The 17,714-nt window shown below is 65.9% G+C and carries 17 protein-coding genes and 1 rRNA gene; 13 read left to right on the forward strand and 5 right to left on the reverse strand.

Annotated features, from left to right (window positions below; translation table 11 throughout):
* Positions 1-106 (forward strand): 5S ribosomal RNA (gene rrf / locus EPD66_RS12395); the annotation flags it as partial.
* Between the two features lie 411 nt (positions 107-517).
* On the opposite strand, the gene EPD66_RS12400 is transcribed toward rrf, so the two are convergent.
* Positions 518-1,936, reverse strand: coding sequence for a sensor histidine kinase (locus EPD66_RS12400; protein WP_142848832.1), 1,419 nt, complete (start codon positions 1,934-1,936; stop codon positions 518-520).
* Complete coding sequence (locus EPD66_RS12405; protein ID WP_142848833.1) at positions 1,936-2,628, reverse strand: response regulator transcription factor; 693 nt, start codon at positions 2,626-2,628, stop codon at positions 1,936-1,938. Before EPD66_RS12405 ends, EPD66_RS12400 begins: the two co-directional genes overlap by 1 nt.
* A 149-nt stretch (positions 2,629-2,777) precedes the next feature.
* Between EPD66_RS12405 and EPD66_RS12410 the strand changes: the two genes are divergently transcribed.
* The 5 genes from EPD66_RS12410 (at position 2,778) to EPD66_RS12430 (ending at position 8,123) form a co-directional block, all read left to right on the forward strand.
* Positions 2,778-3,875: an ABC transporter substrate-binding protein gene (locus tag EPD66_RS12410; RefSeq protein WP_221930971.1), complete on the forward strand. Its 1,098-nt coding sequence runs from the start codon at positions 2,778-2,780 to the stop codon at positions 3,873-3,875.
* Positions 3,876-4,979: an AbrB family transcriptional regulator gene (locus EPD66_RS12415; RefSeq protein WP_142848835.1), complete on the forward strand. Its 1,104-nt coding sequence runs from the start codon at positions 3,876-3,878 to the stop codon at positions 4,977-4,979.
* A gap of 71 nt (positions 4,980-5,050) precedes the next feature.
* Complete coding sequence (locus EPD66_RS12420; protein ID WP_142848836.1) at positions 5,051-6,034, forward strand: tripartite tricarboxylate transporter substrate binding protein; 984 nt, start codon at positions 5,051-5,053, stop codon at positions 6,032-6,034.
* 81 nt (positions 6,035-6,115) lie between these two features.
* Positions 6,116-6,595, forward strand: a complete 480-nt coding sequence (locus EPD66_RS12425; protein ID WP_142848837.1) for a tripartite tricarboxylate transporter TctB family protein — start codon at positions 6,116-6,118, stop codon at positions 6,593-6,595.
* 19 nt (positions 6,596-6,614) lie between these two features.
* Positions 6,615-8,123 carry a tripartite tricarboxylate transporter permease gene (locus EPD66_RS12430; protein ID WP_142848838.1) on the forward strand — a complete coding sequence of 503 codons (1,509 nt, stop codon included), beginning with the start codon at positions 6,615-6,617 and terminating at the stop codon, positions 8,121-8,123.
* A 266-nt stretch (positions 8,124-8,389) separates the two neighbouring features.
* Here EPD66_RS12430 and EPD66_RS12435 read toward each other — a convergent pair whose 3' ends face one another.
* From EPD66_RS12435 to EPD66_RS12445, 3 genes are all read right to left on the reverse strand, one after another.
* Positions 8,390-8,557 carry a DUF1289 domain-containing protein gene (locus EPD66_RS12435; RefSeq protein ID WP_142848839.1) on the reverse strand — a complete coding sequence of 56 codons (168 nt, stop codon included), beginning with the start codon at positions 8,555-8,557 and terminating at the stop codon, positions 8,390-8,392.
* A gap of 70 nt (positions 8,558-8,627) precedes the next feature.
* Positions 8,628-10,232 (reverse strand): phosphoenolpyruvate carboxykinase, encoded by a 1,605-nt coding sequence (locus EPD66_RS12440; RefSeq protein WP_142848840.1) that lies wholly within the window; start codon positions 10,230-10,232, stop codon positions 8,628-8,630.
* A gap of 190 nt (positions 10,233-10,422) precedes the next feature.
* Positions 10,423-11,169, reverse strand: a complete 747-nt coding sequence (locus tag EPD66_RS12445) for a HugZ family protein (protein ID WP_142848841.1) — start codon at positions 11,167-11,169, stop codon at positions 10,423-10,425.
* Between the two features lie 155 nt (positions 11,170-11,324).
* Between EPD66_RS12445 and EPD66_RS12450 the strand changes: the two genes are divergently transcribed.
* The 7 genes from EPD66_RS12450 to ptsP are packed head-to-tail and all read left to right on the forward strand — an operon-like array spanning position 11,325 to position 17,671.
* Complete coding sequence (locus tag EPD66_RS12450; RefSeq protein ID WP_142848842.1) at positions 11,325-12,032, forward strand: response regulator transcription factor; 708 nt, start codon at positions 11,325-11,327, stop codon at positions 12,030-12,032.
* A 4-nt stretch (positions 12,033-12,036) separates the two neighbouring features.
* Positions 12,037-13,737 (forward strand): stimulus-sensing domain-containing protein, encoded by a 1,701-nt coding sequence (locus EPD66_RS12455; protein ID WP_142848843.1) that lies wholly within the window; start codon positions 12,037-12,039, stop codon positions 13,735-13,737.
* Positions 13,738-13,785: 48 nt separating this feature from the next.
* Positions 13,786-14,220 (forward strand): HPr kinase/phosphorylase, encoded by a 435-nt coding sequence (locus EPD66_RS12460; protein WP_142848972.1) that lies wholly within the window; start codon positions 13,786-13,788, stop codon positions 14,218-14,220.
* Positions 14,217-15,161, forward strand: a complete 945-nt coding sequence (gene rapZ, locus EPD66_RS12465) for an RNase adapter RapZ (protein ID WP_142848844.1) — start codon at positions 14,217-14,219, stop codon at positions 15,159-15,161. The genes EPD66_RS12460 and rapZ overlap by 4 nt, the downstream gene beginning before the upstream one ends.
* A gap of 22 nt (positions 15,162-15,183) precedes the next feature.
* Positions 15,184-15,585 (forward strand): PTS sugar transporter subunit IIA, encoded by a 402-nt coding sequence (locus EPD66_RS12470; protein WP_142848845.1) that lies wholly within the window; start codon positions 15,184-15,186, stop codon positions 15,583-15,585.
* A 9-nt stretch (positions 15,586-15,594) separates the two neighbouring features.
* Positions 15,595-15,891: an HPr family phosphocarrier protein gene (locus EPD66_RS12475; RefSeq protein ID WP_142848846.1), complete on the forward strand. Its 297-nt coding sequence runs from the start codon at positions 15,595-15,597 to the stop codon at positions 15,889-15,891.
* Positions 15,881-17,671 (forward strand): phosphoenolpyruvate--protein phosphotransferase, encoded by a 1,791-nt coding sequence (gene ptsP, locus EPD66_RS12480; protein ID WP_142848847.1) that lies wholly within the window; start codon positions 15,881-15,883, stop codon positions 17,669-17,671. Before EPD66_RS12475 ends, ptsP begins: the two co-directional genes overlap by 11 nt.
* The last annotated feature ends 43 nt before the right edge of the window (positions 17,672-17,714 follow it).

Consider the following 17,714-nt stretch of genomic DNA (forward strand, 5'->3'; position numbering starts at 1 on the left):
CATGGCGAGGGGCCTACACCCGATCCCATCCCGAACTCGACCGTGAAAACCCTCAGCGCCGATGGTACTGCGTCTTAAGACGCGGGAGAGTAGGTCGCCGCCAGGTCTTCAAAACGCGCGCAAAAGAAAAACCTGTTCATCGTCATGCAAACGCCGCTTCCCCCAAGGGAGGCGGCGTTTTTGCGTTCGGGGCGGGGACAAGACACCGAGGAAGGGGAGGGGGCTCTCGTCGCTCCCGCGAAAGCGGGAGCCCATGTCGGGGCCGGAATCCGTGGCGGCATGGATTCCCGCTTGCGCGGGAATGACGAGGAAAACAGGGGGCTTCTCCACAGTCTTTGTGTCTTGGTGGCCCCCATGCGCCATGAAGAAACAAATAAGGCACCAAGGGCACCAAGAAGCCGGTTTCGGTTCCTATGGGTTTCCCCGCCAAGGACGAGGGGAAAGCCATGAGGTGCAGGAGGCGAGCCTCCTGCCGGGTGCAGGGCGGAGCCCTGCGTAAGCCATACCCGCCGATTGCTTACGCCGTCTCCTCCAGCGGGAAGGCGATGGAGACTCGCAGGCCGCCTTGGCCGGACTCTTCCAGGCGCAGTTCGGCCTGATGCAGATCGGCGATTTCCTTGACGATGGCGAGGCCCAGTCCGCAGCCTTCGCTGTTGCGATGATGGCCGCGGCGGAAGGGTTCGAGGACTTGGCCGCGCTGGTCGGCGGGGATGCCGGGACCGTCGTCATCGACTTCGAGGACGGCGCGGTCTCCATCCCGGCGAACACGAACGGTGACGCAGGCGCCCGAACCGGCATAGGCCTGGGCATTGTCGATCAGATTGCCCAGCATCTCCTCGACCAGCAGCGGATTGCAGCGGATGAGGAGCGGCTTGTTGCCGTTGTCCTGCTCGAAGCCCAGGTCGATGCCCGCCTCGAGCGCGGGGAGGACGCGGTTGCGGGCGGTGTCGGCGGCCAGCCTCGCCAGATCGGTCGGTGCCATGCCGCCCGCCTGCATCATCCCACTTTCCAGCCGGGCTAGGCTGAGAAGCTGGTTGGCGAGGCGGCTCGTGCGCAGGGTTCCCTCGTGCAGCCGTTTCAGGGCTTCGCGGGCCGCCTGGGGATCGGAATCCGCCAACCCCAGTTCGGCTTCCGTGCGCAAGGTGGCCAGGGGCGTGCGGAGCTGATGGGCGGCATCGGCGATGAAGCGCTGCATGCTGCGCATGCCGCTGTCGAGCCGGGCCAGCAGATGGTTCAGGGCTGCGACCAGGGCCCGCACTTCCTCGGGGACATTTCCTTCGACCGGGCGCAGATCGCGCATGGTCCGGCGGCTCAGCGCCCCTTGCAGGCGGTTCAGCGGCGCCAAGCCTCGGCTGACGGCGATCCAGACGACGAGGCAGGCCAGGACGACGAGAATGCCCTGGCGCAGGGCGGACCGAAGGACCATCGCATCGGCGAGGGCGCTGCGTTCCCAGCGCGTCTGGGCGACCTGGACGGAGAAATTGCCGCTGCTGCGCCGGTCGGAGAAGAAGCCGCCGATGACGACGATGCGGACCCGCTCGTTGCGGTAGACGGCATCGTAATAGCTTGGCTCGCCCACGCGCAGAACCAGGTCGCGGGGAGGGGGAGGCAGGTCGGGGTAGCCGGTGACGAAGGAATCCTCCGGTCCCGCGACCCGGTAATAGACGCGGTCGTGGGAGGTGGAGGACAGGATTTCCAGGGCGACATAGGGCAGGTCCACCTCGACCTCGCCGTCATCGACCACCACGCGCTCGGTGATGGCCATGGCCGAGGCCAGCAGCAGGCGGTCGAAGACCTCGTCGGCGGTGGCGATTGCGGTGATGCGCGCTTCCAGCAGCATGATGGCGTTGCCGCCGATCAGCGGTACCAGCAGCCAGGCGAGGAGACGCCGGCGGATGGACCAGCTGCGCATGCCCTTGATGACGCTGCCGCTCATTATCCCTGCTCCTGCCCTTCGGCCGGCGCAGGTTCCAGCAGATAGCCCAGCCCCCGGATAGTGCGGATGTCGATATCGGTTTTCGACAATTTCTTGCGCAGCCGGGCGATGTAGAGCTCCACCGCATTCAGCCCGGCTTCATCGTCGAAGCTGAACAGATGTTCGGCGATGCTTTCCTTGGAGACCACGCGGCCGATATTGGCCAGCAGCACCTCCAGCGTTCCCAGTTCGCGCGGGCGCAGGAGCAGGGGCTCGCCGTCGATGGAGACGCTGCGCCGGGCGGTATCCAGGGCGAGGGACCGATAGCGGATCACCGCGCCGCCGCTGCCGCCGCGTCCCCGCCGCAACAGCGCCCGGACGCGGGCTTCCAATTCCCGAAGGTCGAAGGGTTTGGTCAGATAATCGTCCGCACCGTAATCCAGCCCGGCCACGCGCTGTTCCAGGCTGTCCCGCGCGGTGACCACCAGCACGGGCACATCCGATCCACGGGCCCGCAGGGCTTTCAGGATGTCCATGCCGTCCATGCCGGGCAGGGACAGGTCGAGGATGACGAGATCGTATTTCTGGCCGCGCAGCAAGGCTTCCGCGTCATTGCCGTCATTGATCCAGTCCACGGCCTGTCCCAGCCGACGCAGGGCGCGCAATAACCCTTCGGCCAAATCGGGTTCGTCTTCGACAAGAAGTATCCTCATGCATTGAGTATACGTGCACGAAGATGGGGGAGCCATGCTGTCGAAAGGCGCAGCGCCCTGACAGGAATATGACAGGAAAGCCCCCCTATGCTCAGGGCAAACGAGGCCAGTCAAAAAGGCCCGTCAATGGGAAACGAACAGGAAGATTGATGGCCGGCAAAGGGTTACGGCTGTATTGCGCTTGCATTGCCGCATTCATGGTGCTGGTGTCGCCCGTTTCCGCCTCGGTGACGGTGTTCCCGGCGCCCGCGGCCATGGGGGAAGCGCCCATGCCGGAGCGCCGCCTGACCATCTATTCCAATGCAGATCTGTCGGCAATCGAGCCTGTCATCACGGCTTTCCAGCGCTACTATCCCGGTATCACCATCACCTATCTGAACCAGAACGCCACCGAGCTTTATGAACGCTTCCTGAGCGAACTGGAGGAAGACGCCCCGGGGCCGGACCTGATGATGAGTTCGGCCATGGACCTGCAGGCCAAGCTGGTCAATGACGGCTATGCGCGCCGGGTGACGCTGCCGGTGGCGCAGGATCTGCCGAACTGGGCGGTATGGCGTAACGAGGCTTTCGGGATCACCCTCGAACCTGCGGTGATCGTCTACAACAAGGCGCTGCTGGACGATTCGGAAGTGCCGCGCAGCCGCCACGACCTGGCTGAACTGCTGCGCCGCGACCCCAACCGCTTCTTCGGCAAGGTCGCCACCTACGATCCGGAGCGCAGCGGGCTGGGTTTCCTGTTCGCGACCCAGGATGCGGAACGCAGCGAGGTCATCTGGGAACTGGCCCGCGCCATGGGCGGGGCCGGCGTGACGCTTTATACCAACACCTCGGCGATCCTGGACCGGATCAGCGACGGCCGCAGCCTGATCGGCTACAACCTGCTGGGCGCCTATGCCCGCCAGCGGGCCTTGGAGGACCCGGCCTTGGGGGTCGTCCTGCCTGAGGATTACACCCTTTTCCTGTCGCGCATCGCCTTCATTCCCGCCCGCGCCGCCAATGCCGCCGATGCCGAGCTGATGCTGAACTTCCTGCTCTCGGTCAAGGGGCAGAAGATCATCGAGAGCGAGACGGGCCTGGCGGCGATGCATCCTGCCGTGATCGAGGCGGGGGCGGGCTGGGGCGAGGCTGCCGAGGGCGCGCAGCACCATCTGTCGATCCGGATCGGGCCGGGCCTGATGGTCTATCTGGATCAGGCCAAGCGGCGGCGTTTCCTTAACCGCTGGAATGCCGCCCTGGGGGGACGCTGAATGCCCCTCGTCCTGTCCAATTCCCTCCGGCTCATGTTGTCGCTGGCGCTCGGCCTGGCCGGAGGCTGGGTGGCCTATCAGCTGCATCTGCCGCTGCCCTGGCTGCTGGGCGCCCTGGCCGTCACCATGCTGCCGAGCATGGCGGGGGTGAAGCTGCGGGGGCCGAAGCGCCTGCGTTCGGGCGTGCTGGCGGTGATCGGCCTGTTCCTGGGCGGCGGATTCACTCCCGAGATCATCGATCAGTTGGGCCTGTGGTTGGTCAGCCTGGGCGGCATGCTGGCGGCGACGGTCGTGATGGGGGCCTTCGGCGTCTGGTACAGCCACAGGATCGCCGGCTTCGATCGCGCCACGGCCTGGGCCGCCGGTCTGCCCGGCGGCTTGAGCGCCATGACCGTGCTGGCGCCCTCGCTGGGCGCCGATGTGCGGCTGGTGGCGCTGACCCACGGCATGCGCCTGGTGACGGTGCTGGTCGGCGTGCCCTTGGCCGTCGATCTGGTGCTGGGCATCGATCTGGCCGAAGGCAACCTGCCCGAACCCTGGGCGGCGAGCCCCGAGACCGGGCTGACGCTGGTGGAGATGGCCTTCTTCGCGGGGTGTCTGGTGCTGGGCGTTCCGCTGGCGCGGCTGCTGCGCTTTCCCACCCCCTCCTTCACCGGTCCGATGGCGCTGAGTGCCGTGCTGCATATCACCGGCACGCTCCATGCCATGCCGCCCTCGTGGCTGCTGGTCATCGCGCAGGTGGTCATCGGCGTATCGGTCGGGGTGGGTTTCAAGGGTTTCCCCTTCTTGCGCCTGGTGCGCACGCTGATTACCGCAGCGGGGCAATCGGTCGGATTCCTGGTGATCGGCATCGCCAGCGCTGTGCTGATGCATGAGGTCACCGGCCTGCCCCTGGCGCCGATGATGCTGGCCTATGTGCCGGGCGGCGCGGCGGAAATGGGCATCGTCGCCCTGGCGCTGGGCCTCGATCCGGCCTTCGTGGCCGTCCACCACCTCTCGAGGCTGGTGATCATCCTGATGTGCATGCCGCTGCTCATCCAGTGGCTGCTCAAACCCAGGCCGGGGAAGGAAAAGAACGCCCTTCCCCCTATGGGACAGCCCTGACGGGCCGCCCGGAGCCCCCCTGGCGACAGGGGTAGCGTTCAAGAAGACGTCTCTAATATCTGGAGGAGAATATGGGAATTGCATTTCGCGGGATTCTGAAGGCCTCGCTGCTGTCCCTTCTGATCGCCGCTCCGGCCGCCGCTCAGGCCGACTGGCAGCCGACCCGCCCGGTCGAATACATCGCCCCCGCCAATCCCGGCGGCGGCTGGGATACCCTGGTGCGGAGCACCGCCCGGGTGATCCAGGAAGAGAAACTGGCGCCGGTGAACTTCGCCGCCATCAACATCCCCGGCGGCGGCGGTGCCATCGCCTGGGCGCAGATCGCCGCCGACCGCGGCAACCCGCACAAGCTGTTCGCCGCCAGCCCGCCGCTCATCCTGATCCCGCTGTCGGGCCGGTCGCGCGTCACCCATCAGGACTTCACGCCCATCGCGCGCCTGATCACCGACTACTCGATCATCCTGGTGACGAAGGATTCCCCCTTCCAGACGGTGAACGATCTGTTCGATGCCATGCGCGATGATCCGACCATCAGCATCGGCGGCGGCTCGGCCCCGGGCTCGATGGACCATATCTCCATCGCTTCGGCGGCGTCGGCGGCTGGCCTGCAGCCGAACCAGATCAATTACATCGCCTTCTCGGGCGGCGGCGAAGCCATGGTCAGCCTGCTGGGCGGCCATGTCCGTGCCGTGATCACCGGTGCCGGCGAATCCCAGGCCCAGTTGGCCGGTGGCGAACTGCGCGCCCTGGCCGTGTCCTCGCCCGAACGCATGGCGATCCTGCCCGACGTGCCCACTTTCCGCGAGCAGGGCATCGACTACACCTTCGACATCTGGCGCGGCATCATGGGCACTCCCGACATGCCTGCCGAAGCCGTGGCCTATTACCAGGACATGTACGCCCGCATGATGGAAAGCGAGAGCTGGGCCAAGACCCGCGACCAGCTGGGCTGGATCGACGCCTACCAGAACAGCGAGGATTTCGCCCGCTTCCTCGACGAGCAGCAGGCCCAGTTCCGTGCGGTCCTGGGCGAGCTCGGCATGCTGCAGAACTAACCACAGCATCCGTTCATCCGATTCCTGGCCGCCGGCATGTCCGGCGGCCAGACGATTACGTATCCGCCGGGGAGCCCAGTCATGGGACGAATCAGCAGCAACCAGATCATCGCCCTCATCATGGCCGCATTCAGCGTCGCCTATCTGATCGGGGCCTATAACATTCCCGCATTCCCGATCCCGCGCCCCATCGATTCAGACCTCATCCCGAAGGTCCTCGGCTTCTCCATGCTCGTCCTGTCGGTGATCCTGTTCTTCCAGCGCGACAAGGGCGAGGAGCGGGATGCCGCGGCCCAGGATACGGAAGAGACCGCGCGGCACCGCCGGCGCGTGATCGAGGTCCTGGTGACCATCGTTGCCGTGGGAGTCTATGCCGCCGTGCTGCGGTCGGCGGGCTTCGTCCTCGCCTCGGCCCTGCTGGTGGGCGGCTTGGCTTGGTTCTACGGCTTCCGGCGCATTTTCTGGAATATCGGCGTGTCGATCGGGGTGCCGCTGGCCCTCTATCTGATCATGACCAGGGGCATGGATATCTTCCTGCCGCCCGGTATCCTGCCGATCTAAGCCGCCGAGGACCACGATCATGGAAGCTTTCGACAGCCTTATCTACGGCTTCGGCATCGCGCTGCAGCCGGGCAATATCATGTATGTGTTCATCGGCGTGCTGGCCGGAACGATCATCGGCATGCTGCCGGGCTTGGGGCCGATCAGCGCCCTGGCCCTGATGATTCCGATCACCTTCAGCATGGACCCGGCCTCGGGCCTGATCCTGATGGCGGGGGTCTATTACGGCGCCATCTTCGGCGGCTCCACCTCGTCGATCCTGCTCAATGCACCGGGCGTGGCGGGGACGGTGGCGACCTCGTTCGACGGCTATCCGCTGGCCCGCCAGGGCAAGGCGGGCAAGGCGCTGGCCTTGGCGGCCTATGCCTCCTTCATCGGCGGGACGGTCAGCGTGATCGGCCTGATGCTGATCGCGCCCTCCCTGGCCTCGGTCGCCGTCAGCTTCGGTCCGGCGGAATATTTCGCCCTGATGGTGCTGGGCCTGACCGCCGTGGTCAGCCTTTCCGACAAATCCCTGGTCAAGGGGCTGATGGCCGCCGTGCTGGGGGTGATGATCTCGATCGTCGGCCTCGATCGCCAGACCGGCACCGAGCGCTATACCCTCGACATGCTGGAACTGGTCCAGGGTATCGACTTCCTGGTGGTGGCCTTGGGCATCTTCGCCCTGGGCGAGGTCTTCGCCATGCTGCTGGCCGGAGACAACGGCAGCCATCAGCGCCAGAAGATCGGCTCGCTCAAGCTCTCGCGCAGCGAGGCCAAGGAGATCGCCGGTCCCGTGACACGCGGCTCGGTCCTGGGGTTCTTCGTCGGCGTGCTGCCCGGGGCGGGGGCGACCATCGCGTCCTTCCTGGCCTATGGCATGGAAAAGCGTATCGCCCGTGACGGCGACAGCTTCGGCAAGGGCAACCCCAAGGGCGTCGCGGCGCCGGAATCGGCCAATAATGCCGCCTGTGGCGGTTCCTTCGTGCCGCTGCTGACGCTGGGCGTGCCCGGTTCGGGCAGTACGGCGGTGCTGCTGGGCGCGCTGCTGGTGATGGGCGTGACGCCCGGCCCGCTGATGCTGGAACAGCGCCCGGACGTGTTCTGGGGCGTGATTGCCAGCATGTATGTCGGCAACATCTTCCTGCTGCTGCTGAACCTGCCGCTGATCCCGCTCATGGCGCGCATTCTGGAGATCCCGCGCCCGCTGCTGCTGTCGCTGATCGTGCTGTTCTGCATGATCGGGGTCTATGGCCTGAAATTCAGCAGCTTCGACCTTTACCTGCTGCTGATCTTCGGCATCCTGGGCCTGCTGATGAAGCTGTACGGATTCCCGTCGGCTCCGCTGATCCTGGCGCTGATCCTGGGCGACCTGATGGAAGAGAACATGCGCCGCGCCTTGCAGATATCGAACGGCGACTGGATGACCTTCGTCAACAAGCCGATTTCGCTGACCCTGCTGATCATCGCCTTCCTGTCTCTGTTCCTGCCGATGATCATCAAGCCGATCCGCAGGAGGTTCGCAGGCAAACGCCAGCAACCTGCCTGAGAAGAAAGGCCGCCCGGAAAGGGCGGCCTTTAGCTGCTGACAAGGTCGATAGCGACTGCAATGGATCGTCACCCCCGCGAAAGCGGGGGTCCATGTTGGGGCTCATGGAGATTTAAGCCGTCAGATACGGGTGCTTGCGGTTCCGTGGACTCCCGCTTTCGCGGGAGTGACGAGAAAAAGGGTGTGTTGGCAGTCTGAAGGCCGCCCGGAAAGGGCGGCCTTGTCTTTTGCGGGGATCGCGCCCGCTGCGGATGATGGCGTGCGGGCTAGGCCTTTTGCCTGCGGCGCTCCTCGATGCGGGCCAGGATGGCGCGGCGGTCGTCGTCGCTGGCGTCGCGCCAGGCCTTGATCTCGGCGCGGCTGCGCAGGCAGCCCTTGCACAGGCCGGTGTCCGGATCGATACGGCAGATATTGATGCAGGGAGACTCGATCATGCTTGCTCCGGAACGGGAAAAGGCCGGTCCGCATGGGACCGGCCTTCGCCGTCTTGGTCAAGGATAAAGATCAGGCAGAGCGGATGCAGGCCGCCTTCACCTTGTCGTCCACATAGGGGGTGAACTGCTCGAAATTCTTTTCGAAGCGGCGGGCCACGTCCTGGGCGGCGGCGTCATAGGCGGCCTTGTCCGTCCAGGTGGATTTGGGGGTCAGCACGTCGGCCGGGACGTCGGGGCAGGCCTGGGGAACCAGCAGGCCGAAATTGGGATCGGCGACGAATTCCACCTGGCCCAGGCGGCCGTCCAGGGCGGCGCGCACCATGGCGCGGGTATAGGCGATCTTCATGCGGCTGCCGACGCCGTAGCCGCCGCCGCTCCAGCCGGTATTGACCAGCCAGCACTTGGCCTTGTGCTTGGTCATCAGCTCGCCCAGCATCTTGGCGTAGACCGAGGGATGGCGCGGCATGAAGGGGGCGCCGAAGCAGGTCGAGAAGGTGGCCTGGGGCTCGGTCACCCCCTTTTCGGTGCCGGCGACGCGGGCGGTATAGCCCGAGAGGAAGTGGTACATGGCCTGCTCGGGGGTAAGCTGGCTGATCGGCGGCAGCACGCCGAAGGCATCGGCGGTCAGCATGATGATGTTTTCGGGATGGCCGCCCACGCCGCTGGCGCTGGCATTGGGGATGAAGTCCAGCGGATAGGAGGCGCGGGTGTTCTCGGTCAGGCTGGCATCGTCCAGGTCGAGGATGCGGGTGTTCGGATCCATCACGACGTTTTCGAGGATGGTGCCGAAGCGGCGCGTGGTGGCATAGATCTCGGGCTCGGCCTCGGGGCTGAGCTTGATGACCTTGGCATAGCAGCCGCCTTCGAAATTGAACACGCCGTTGGGACCCCAGCCATGCTCGTCGTCGCCGATCAGGGTGCGCGAGGAATCGGCCGACAGCGTGGTCTTGCCGGTGCCGGACAGGCCGAAGAAGATGGCGGTGTCGCCACGCGGGCCGATATTGGCCGAGCAATGCATCGGCAGCACACCGCGTTCGGGCAGCAGGTAGTTGAGATAGGAGAAGACCGACTTCTTGATCTCGCCGGCATAGGAGGTGCCGCCGATCAGCACCAGCCGCTTGGAGAAGTCGACGATCACGAAGACTTCGGAATTGGTGCCGTCCTGTTCCGGGATGGCCTGGAAGCCCGGGGCCTGGATCACCGTGAAATCGGGCGTGAAGTCCTTCAGCTCGCTGGGATGGGGCTGAATGAACATGTTGCGGGCGAACAGGTTGTGCCAGGCGTGCTCGGTGATCACGCGCACTTTCAGGCGGTAATCCGGATCGGCACCGGCATAGCAATCCTGCACATAGATGTCGCGGCCCTGGAGATAGGCCAGCATGCGCTGGTGCAGGCTGTCGAAATTCGCCTGCTGGATCGGTTTGTTGACCTTGCCCCAGTCGATATTGCCTTCGCTGGAGGGTTCCTTGGCGATGAACTTGTCGTTGGGGGAGCGGCCGGTATGGTGACCGGTGCGTGCGACCAGCGGCCCGCCCTGGGCGAGCGCGACTTCCTGGCGGCGGATGGCGTCCTCGACCAGGCCGGCCGTGGAATAGTTCCAGTGGGCGACGCGGATGTTGCGGATGCCGTGATGTTCGAGCCCGTAATCGCTGACGTAAGGTCCAACCTGCTGCACCTTGCTCTCCTGGTTTTTTTTGTTCGGACGGTGAAGCCGGAGCGAGCTCCGGCGGCCCGCCGCCACGCGACGGGAGGTTAGAAAATTATGCCAATGACCTGAAAATGGCAATCATAAGCGAGACTTTTCAACCATACTTGAAGTTTTGTTTCCTTGCCCGTCTGGTTGGCCTGTTCGCTTTAAGGCGATGTCACCTCGACTGACGCGCGTGGGCCGCCAGGGCGACCAGGGTGGCGCGGGCTTGGTCGGGGCTTTTCAGGGGGCGGTCGAAATCCAGCCGGGCGACCTTTTCCCCCAGGGCGAGGTCCAGCCCGTCGAGATCGATTCCGGCCATGCGCCAGCCCGTGCCGGGCAGGCCCAGCAGGATGTTGGCATAGAGGTCCAGCGCCTCGGCATGGTCCGCGTTCATATGCGCAAGGATGGCGGCTTCCGCTTCGGCCATGGCGGTGGCGAGCGAGGCCTCCGCCTTCAGCCGCCCTTCCAGCCAGACGGCGCGGGCGAAGCCGCCGACGAAATGGGCGCGTTCCATCTCGACCACGTAGAAGGCGAAATCGGTGAAGCCGGCATAGAGGGCGGCGGCGGGATGGCGGGCGAGGAAGCGGGCGCGATGGCGCGGCTCGTCGCTGCGCCGGATGCGCCCCATCACCGTGGCGCGCGGCCCGGCCTGCGGATTGTCGAAGCCCGTCGTGCCGTCGAAGAGCAGCGAGACGCGCGCATCCGCCTGGATGTTGCGGCTGTGGTCGGCCAATTGCGACAGCAGCAGGATCGGGCTGGCATCGTGGTCGCAGGCGACGGTGACCAGCGAGGCATAGGGCGCGGGCCCACTTTCCGGCTGGGGCAGCAGGGTCGCCAGGGACGCCTTCGGACTGGCGCGCATCAGACGCCGCGTCAGGCTGCGATGATCCAGTTTCAGCACGTCGGCAAGCTGATCCGTCATGGCTCGAATGTGGCGAGGCGATTATCTTCGTTCAACATCGCCTTCGGCGATAATTCTGCCACAAAACGCGCATATAGGTAATGCCTTAGGAAAAGCTTGCCTACCGCAAGCGAGAGAGGGAATCCTTCGCGCAGGCCAGTTGGGAGAGATACGCCTTGCCCCATACCATCGCCCTGGTCGATGACGACCGCAACATCCTGACCTCGGTCTCCATCGCGCTGGAAGCCGAAGGCTACAAGGTACGCTGCTTCAATGACGGCGCCGAGGCTCTGCGCGGCCTGTCCAGCCAGCCCGCCGACCTGGCCGTGCTGGACATCAAGATGCCGCGCATGGACGGCATGGAGCTGCTCCAGCGCCTGCGCAAGGTGTCGGCCATGCCGGTGATCTTCCTTACCTCGAAGGATGACGAGGTGGACGAATTGCTCGGCCTGCGTATGGGCGCCGACGATTACATGAAGAAGCCCTTCTCGCAGCGCCTGCTGATCGAACGCATCCGCGCCCTGCTGCGCCGCAACGAAGTGGCCTCGGGCAAGACCGCGCCCGAACCCAACAGCGCCCTGGTGCGCGGGGAACTGGTTCTGGATTCCGCCCGCCATGCCTGTACCTGGAAGGGGCAGGGGGTGGACCTGACGGTGACGGAATTCCTGATCCTCAAGGCCCTTGCGGTGCGTCCGGGCCATGTGAAGAGCCGCGATCAACTGATCGACGCCGCCTATGGCGAGAACATCTATGTCGATGACCGCACGATCGACAGCCATATCAAGCGGCTGCGCAAGAAATTCCGCGAGATAGACAGCGAATTTGCCCAGATCGAGACTCTCTACGGCGTCGGATACCGTTACCGCGACGAAGCCGGCCTCTAAGCGGATGGGAGAGCAGCCCCTGGTCGCGGCGCCGGACCTTCGTCCGGTCCGGCCGAGCAGAGAACCGGCGCCACCCAGGAAAAGGCGGCGGCACAAGCGCCTGTCCTCGCCCCTGACCCGGCGCATCCTCGCGGTCAACCTGCTGGCGCCGATCCTGCTGGTGGCGGGGCTGCTTTATCTCGACCGCTATCAGGAGGAACTGGTGGCGGCCGAGCTGCAGGCCATGCGCACCCAGGCCGAGATGTTCGCCGCCGCCATCGGCGAAGGGGCGGTGGTCGAGGAGGGGCAGTCCTTCCTGGAGCTTTCGACCGAACCGGCGCGCCAGATGATCCGCCGTCTGGCCGAACCGGCCGGGCTGCGTGCCCGCCTGTTCGACCGTCATGGCGAGCTGGTGGCCGATTCGAGGCTGCTGATGGGGCCGGGCGGGGTGGTGCAGATCGAGGATTTGCCGCCGCCGGGCGGCGTGCGCGGCGTCGACGACATGCTGCGCCGCGCCTATGGCTATATCTGGTCGTGGCTTCCCTCCGAGCGCAGCCTGCCGACTTACGTGGAACGCCCCAAGCAGCAGGCCAGCGATTATGCGGAAGTCCTGCGTGCCTTGGGTGGCGAGGCGGCGACCTTCCGCCGCCACAGCCCGGTCAGTAATCTCTACCTGACCGTGGCGGTGCCGGTGCAGCGCTACAAGCAGGTCGTCGGCGCGGTGATGCTGAGCAATCCGGGCACGGAAATCGAGCAGGCCATGTTCCAGGTGCGCCTGACCATCCTGCAGCTTTTCATCGCCGCCCTGGCCGTGACCGTGGCGCTGTCCCTCTATCTGGCCGGCACCATCGCCCGTCCCATCCGCCGCCTGGCCCTGGCGGCCGACAGCGTGCGCCGGGGGCATGGCCGCAAATCCATTCCCGACCTGACCGGACGCGGCGACGAGATCGGCGAATTGTCGGGATCGCTGCGCGACATGACCGAGGCCCTGTGGCGGCGCATGGATGCCACCGAGGCCTTCGCTGCCGACGTCGCCCATGAGATCAAGAATCCGCTGTCCAGCCTGCGCAGCGCCGTCGAAACGGTGGCGCGGACCAACAATCCGGAACACCAGAAGCGCCTGATGGCCATCATCCAGGACGACGTGGCGCGCCTCGACCGCCTGATTTCCGACATTTCCGATGCCTCGCGCCTGGATGCGGAACTCTCGCGCGCCGAGACCGAGACGGTGGGCATGGCCTCCATGCTGGAAACCCTGGCCGATGTCTATCGCAGCACCGGCCTGGGCCGCGACCTGGAAGCCGAGGAACAGGGCGAGGAACCGGTTTCCTTCGCCGTCGCCGTGCCCGAAGGGGACCGCCTGGACGTCAGCGGCGTGGAAGGGCGGCTGGTGCAGGTGATCCGCAACCTGATCGGCAATGCCCTGTCCTTCAGCCCGCCCGGCGGCTGCATCACCCTGCGCGGCAGGCGCGTGGACGGGCTGGTGTTGGTAGAGGTGGAGGATGACGGCCCCGGCATTCCGGAAAACAAGCTGGATGCCATTTTCGAGCGTTTCTATTCCGAACGTCCCAAGCAGGAAAAATTCGGCACCCATTCGGGGCTGGGCCTGTCCATCTCGAAACAGATCATCGAGGCGCATGGCGGGTCCATTCGCGCCGAAAACCGCAAAGACGAGGAAGGACGGGTTCTCGGGGCCCGTTTCACCGTCAGCCTGCCCGCCGTCTGAGCAACTTACATTGACTTAATTCTCGCCTCCATCCACCTTCATCACATGATGACTCGTGTGCATGGAAGCTGTGTCGTGATCGGCGAGAAGGCCGTGCTGCTGCGCGGCCCGTCTGGCAGCGGCAAGTCGGATCTGGCCCTGCGCCTGATCGACGATGGTGCGCGGCTGGTTGCCGACGACCAGACCGAACTGACCGTGCTCGGCGGGCGGCTATGGGCCGCACCGCCCGCGACCATCGCCGGCATGATCGAGGTGCGCGGCCTCGGCATCCTGCGCCTGGAACATGTGGAACGGGCGGAACTGGTGCTGGCCGTGGACCTGAAGCCCGGCGGCGAGATCGAGCGTCTGCCCGCGCCACAAAGCGTGGAATGGCTGGGCGTGGACCTGCCCCTGGTGGCGCTGGATCCTTTCCACCCCTCCGCCGCCGCCAAGCTGCGTCTTGCGATGCGCGTGGCAACGCGGGATATAATCGTGCAGACATGACCGATCCTCAAGCCACAGCCAAAGCCGCTTCCCTCGGGCTTTCCGTCCCGGCTTCGGGGGAAGAGTCCACCGGCCGCGTCGTCATCGTCACCGGCATGTCGGGGGCGGGGAAGACCCTGACCCTGAAGACGCTGGAAGACCTGGGCTACGAGACGGTGGACAACCTGCCCCTGCGCTTCCTGCCCAGCTTGGTCGATGCCGGGTCCGAGCGCCCCCTGGCGGTGGGGATCGATATCCGCACCCGCGATTTCGGCGCCGACCCGATGATGGCCGAGATCGACCGGCTGGTGGCGCGGGGACAGCATCCCTCGGCCCGTCCGCTGGATGTCCGGCTGCTTTTCCTGGATTGCGAGGACGAGGTTCTGCGGCGGCGCTATACCGAGACCCGCCACCGCCATCCGCTCGCCGCCGACCGCCCGTTGACCGACGGGATCGTCCATGAACGCAGCCTGATCGGGCCCCTGCGCGGCCGGGCCGACGTGGTGGTCGATACCTCGAACCTGCCGCCGGGCGAACTGAAGCGCATCCTGTCGGGGCATTTCGGCCTGTCCAGCCAGCCCGGCCTCGTGATCTTCGTCACCTCCTTTTCCTATCGCAAGGGTTTGCCGCGCGAGGCCGATCTGGTTTTCGACGCGCGTTTCCTCGATAACCCTCATTACGATCCCGAGCTGCGCCCCTTGACGGGGAAGAATCCGGAGGTTGCCGCCTATGTCGCCCGCGACCCGGGGTTCACGCCTTTTTTCTCAGGATTGAAGACTTTGATCGCGCCGCTCTTGCCGCGCTTCGCGGCAGAAGGCAAAAGCTATCTGACGATCGCCATCGGCTGTACCGGCGGGCGTCACCGTTCGGTGGCGCTGGCCGAGAAGCTGGCGGCCTGGCTGGGCGAGGAAGGCGAAAGGGTGCATCTGCGCCATCGCGACCTCGACGAGGGGGGGCAATGACAGGGAAGGCTTGGGACTGATCATGATCGGAATGGTACTCGTCACCCACGGCCGTCTGGCCGACGAATTGGTCGCCGCGCTGGAACACGTGGTGGGACCCCAGCCGAATGTCGCGACCGTCTGCATCGGACCGGAGGACGACATGGAACAGCGCCGCATGGACATCATGGACAGTGTCGGCCGCGTCGATGCCGGTCTGGGCGTGGTGGTGCTGACCGACATGTTCGGCGGCACGCCCTCGAATCTGGCGATCTCGATCATGGACAAGGCGCGGGTCGAGGTGATCGCCGGCGTCAACCTGCCCATGTTGATCAAGCTGGCCAGCGTGCGTGGCAACGAGAGCTTGGGCAATGCCGTTTCCGCTGCGCAGGAAGCCGGGCGCAAATACATCAATATCGCCTCCAAGCTGCTGACTCAGGACTGAACAGTCATCATGGACCAAACCGCCGCCACGCCGGGCGAGGAACAGCGTCGCAACGCCACCATCACCAACCGTCGCGGCCTGCACGCCCGCGCCGCCGCCAAATTCGTCAAGCTGGCCGGGCAGTTCAACGCCCAGGTGACGGTGGCGAAGAAGGGCACCGAAGTGTCGGGCCTGTCCATCATGGGCTTGATGATGCTGGCCGCCGGACCCGGCTGTACGATCGAATTGCGGGCCCAGGGGCCGCAGGCGGCCGAGGCGCTGGTGGCGCTGGTGGCGTTGATCGACGGCAAGTTTGATGAAGACTGAGACATCGGGCGGAGACACAAGGCATCAGGGACAGGAGGCCGAGGAAGTCGTTTACGACGGCTTGGGCGTCGGTCCCGGCATCGCCATCGGTACCGTTCACCTGCATGATGCCGGTGCCGTCGTCGTGCCGGAATACCGCATCGCCGCCGGTCGCGTGGAAGCGGAATGCAAGCGTTTCCACCATGCCACCGAGATGGCCGCCCGCCAGATCGCCAAGCTGCAGCGCAAGGCCGAGGCTCTGCCGACGGCGGCGGGCGAGGAACTGGGCTATCTGCTGGATGCCTATCAGCAGATGCTCAAGGGATCGCGGCTGGTGCGCGGGGTCGAGCGGCATATCCGCGAGGAGCGCATCAATGCCGAGGCGGCCGTCCAGCAGCAGATCAACGAGATCGTCCAGGGCTTCGAGGCCATGGAGGACGAGTATCTGGCCGCCCGCGCCCAGGATATCCGCGAGGTCGGGCGGCGCCTGCTGCGCCATCTGACCAAGACGCCCTATCAGCCTTTCTCGCTGCTGCCGCGTTCTTCGATCATCCTGGCCGAGGAACTGACCCCGGCCGATACCGCCTTGCTCGATCCCGCCCAGGTCGCCGGTTTCGCCACCGTGCTGGGCGGGGCGCAGAGCCATACCGCCATCATGGCCCGCTCGCTGGGGCTGCCGGCGGTGATCAGCGTCGGCGGCCTGATCCGCGGGGCCCGGCACGGCGACCTGGCGGTCATCGACGGCATGGCGGGCAAGGTCATCCTGCGCCCGCGCCCGGAGACGCTGGCCCTCTATCGCCAGCTTCGTGCCAATTTCCTGCGCCAGCGCCGCACCCTGACGCGGCTGCGCTCGCTGCCCGCCATCACCCGTGACGGCGCCCGTGTCTCGCTTCAGGCCAATATGGAACTGCCCAGCGAGGTCGAGGCGATCCTCATGTCCGGCGCCGAGGGGGTGGGGCTGCTGCGTAGCGAGTTCATGTTCATGAACCGCGACACGGTGCCCGACGAGGAGGAGCAATACGCCATCCTGCGCGATGTGGTCGAGCGCCTGGAAGGACGCTCCATCACCATCCGCACGCTGGATGCCGGTTCCGACAAGATGGCCCCCGCCTTGGGCATCGCGCCGGGCGCCAATCCGGCGCTGGGCCTACGCGCCATCCGCCTGTCGCTCAGCCGCCCGGAACTGCTGGAAATCCAGCTCTCGGCCATCCTGCGGGCGGGCGCCCATGGCCCGGTGCGCATCCTGCTGCCCATGGTCGCCACGGTTCACGAAATCCGCTATGTGCGCAGCTTGTTGGACCGTGTGGTGCGCCGCCTGACCCGCCAGGGCGTCAGGATATCGGACCCGCTGCCGCCGCTGGGGGTGATGATCGAGGTGCCCGGCGCCGCCCTGGCCGCCGATTCCCTGGCGCTCTATGCCGATTTCTTCGCCATCGGCACCAACGACCTGACCCAGTATACCCTGGCCATCGACCGTGCCGACGAGGCCGTGGCCCATCTCTACGATCCGCTGCACCCGGCGGTGCTGCGGCTGATCCAGTTCGCCACCGAGGCCGCCCTGCGGGCCCGCATCCCGGTCTCGCTCTGCGGCGAGATCGCGGGCGATCCGCGCTTCACGGCCTTGCTGCTGGGCCTGGGCATCCGCGACCTGTCCATGGCTGCCCATTCCATTCCCCGCGTCAAGCAGCGCATCCGTTCCCTCGACCTGCTGGCCGCGACACGGCGTGCCCGCGTGGTGATGGACCAATCCGACAGCGCCCGCATCGCCCAACTGATCGACGATTTCAACGGCCAGCGCTGAGGGTGCAATCCGCCCTATGGAAAGTGGCCTATGCCCGCCCCCG

The sequence above is a fragment of the Telmatospirillum sp. J64-1 genome (assembly GCF_006980715.1).
Lineage (GTDB): Bacteria > Pseudomonadota > Alphaproteobacteria > Rhodospirillales > Magnetospirillaceae > Oleiliquidispirillum > Oleiliquidispirillum nitrogeniifigens.

What these genes read in the sequence shown, in the direction of transcription:
- EPD66_RS12400 (WP_142848832.1), bottom strand. Translation starts at nt 1,936, where the DNA reads ATGAGCGGCAGCGTCATCAAGGGCATGCGCAGCTGGTCCATCCGCCGG.
- EPD66_RS12405 (WP_142848833.1), bottom strand. Translation starts at nt 2,628, where the DNA reads ATGAGGATACTTCTTGTCGAAGACGAACCCGATTTGGCCGAAGGGTTA.
- EPD66_RS12410 (WP_221930971.1), top strand. Translation starts at nt 2,778, where the DNA reads ATGGCCGGCAAAGGGTTACGGCTGTATTGCGCTTGCATTGCCGCATTC.
- EPD66_RS12415 (WP_142848835.1), top strand. Translation starts at nt 3,876, where the DNA reads ATGCCCCTCGTCCTGTCCAATTCCCTCCGGCTCATGTTGTCGCTGGCG.
- EPD66_RS12420 (WP_142848836.1), top strand. Translation starts at nt 5,051, where the DNA reads ATGGGAATTGCATTTCGCGGGATTCTGAAGGCCTCGCTGCTGTCCCTT.
- EPD66_RS12425 (WP_142848837.1), top strand. Translation starts at nt 6,116, where the DNA reads ATGGGACGAATCAGCAGCAACCAGATCATCGCCCTCATCATGGCCGCA.
- EPD66_RS12430 (WP_142848838.1), top strand. Translation starts at nt 6,615, where the DNA reads ATGGAAGCTTTCGACAGCCTTATCTACGGCTTCGGCATCGCGCTGCAG.
- EPD66_RS12435 (WP_142848839.1), bottom strand. Translation starts at nt 8,557, where the DNA reads ATGATCGAGTCTCCCTGCATCAATATCTGCCGTATCGATCCGGACACC.
- EPD66_RS12445 (WP_142848841.1), bottom strand. Translation starts at nt 11,169, where the DNA reads ATGACGGATCAGCTTGCCGACGTGCTGAAACTGGATCATCGCAGCCTG.
- EPD66_RS12455 (WP_142848843.1), top strand. Translation starts at nt 12,037, where the DNA reads ATGGGAGAGCAGCCCCTGGTCGCGGCGCCGGACCTTCGTCCGGTCCGG.
- EPD66_RS12460 (WP_142848972.1), top strand. Translation starts at nt 13,786, where the DNA reads ATGACTCGTGTGCATGGAAGCTGTGTCGTGATCGGCGAGAAGGCCGTG.
- rapZ (WP_142848844.1), top strand. Translation starts at nt 14,217, where the DNA reads ATGACCGATCCTCAAGCCACAGCCAAAGCCGCTTCCCTCGGGCTTTCC.
- EPD66_RS12470 (WP_142848845.1), top strand. Translation starts at nt 15,184, where the DNA reads ATGATCGGAATGGTACTCGTCACCCACGGCCGTCTGGCCGACGAATTG.
- EPD66_RS12475 (WP_142848846.1), top strand. Translation starts at nt 15,595, where the DNA reads ATGGACCAAACCGCCGCCACGCCGGGCGAGGAACAGCGTCGCAACGCC.
- ptsP (WP_142848847.1), top strand. Translation starts at nt 15,881, where the DNA reads ATGAAGACTGAGACATCGGGCGGAGACACAAGGCATCAGGGACAGGAG.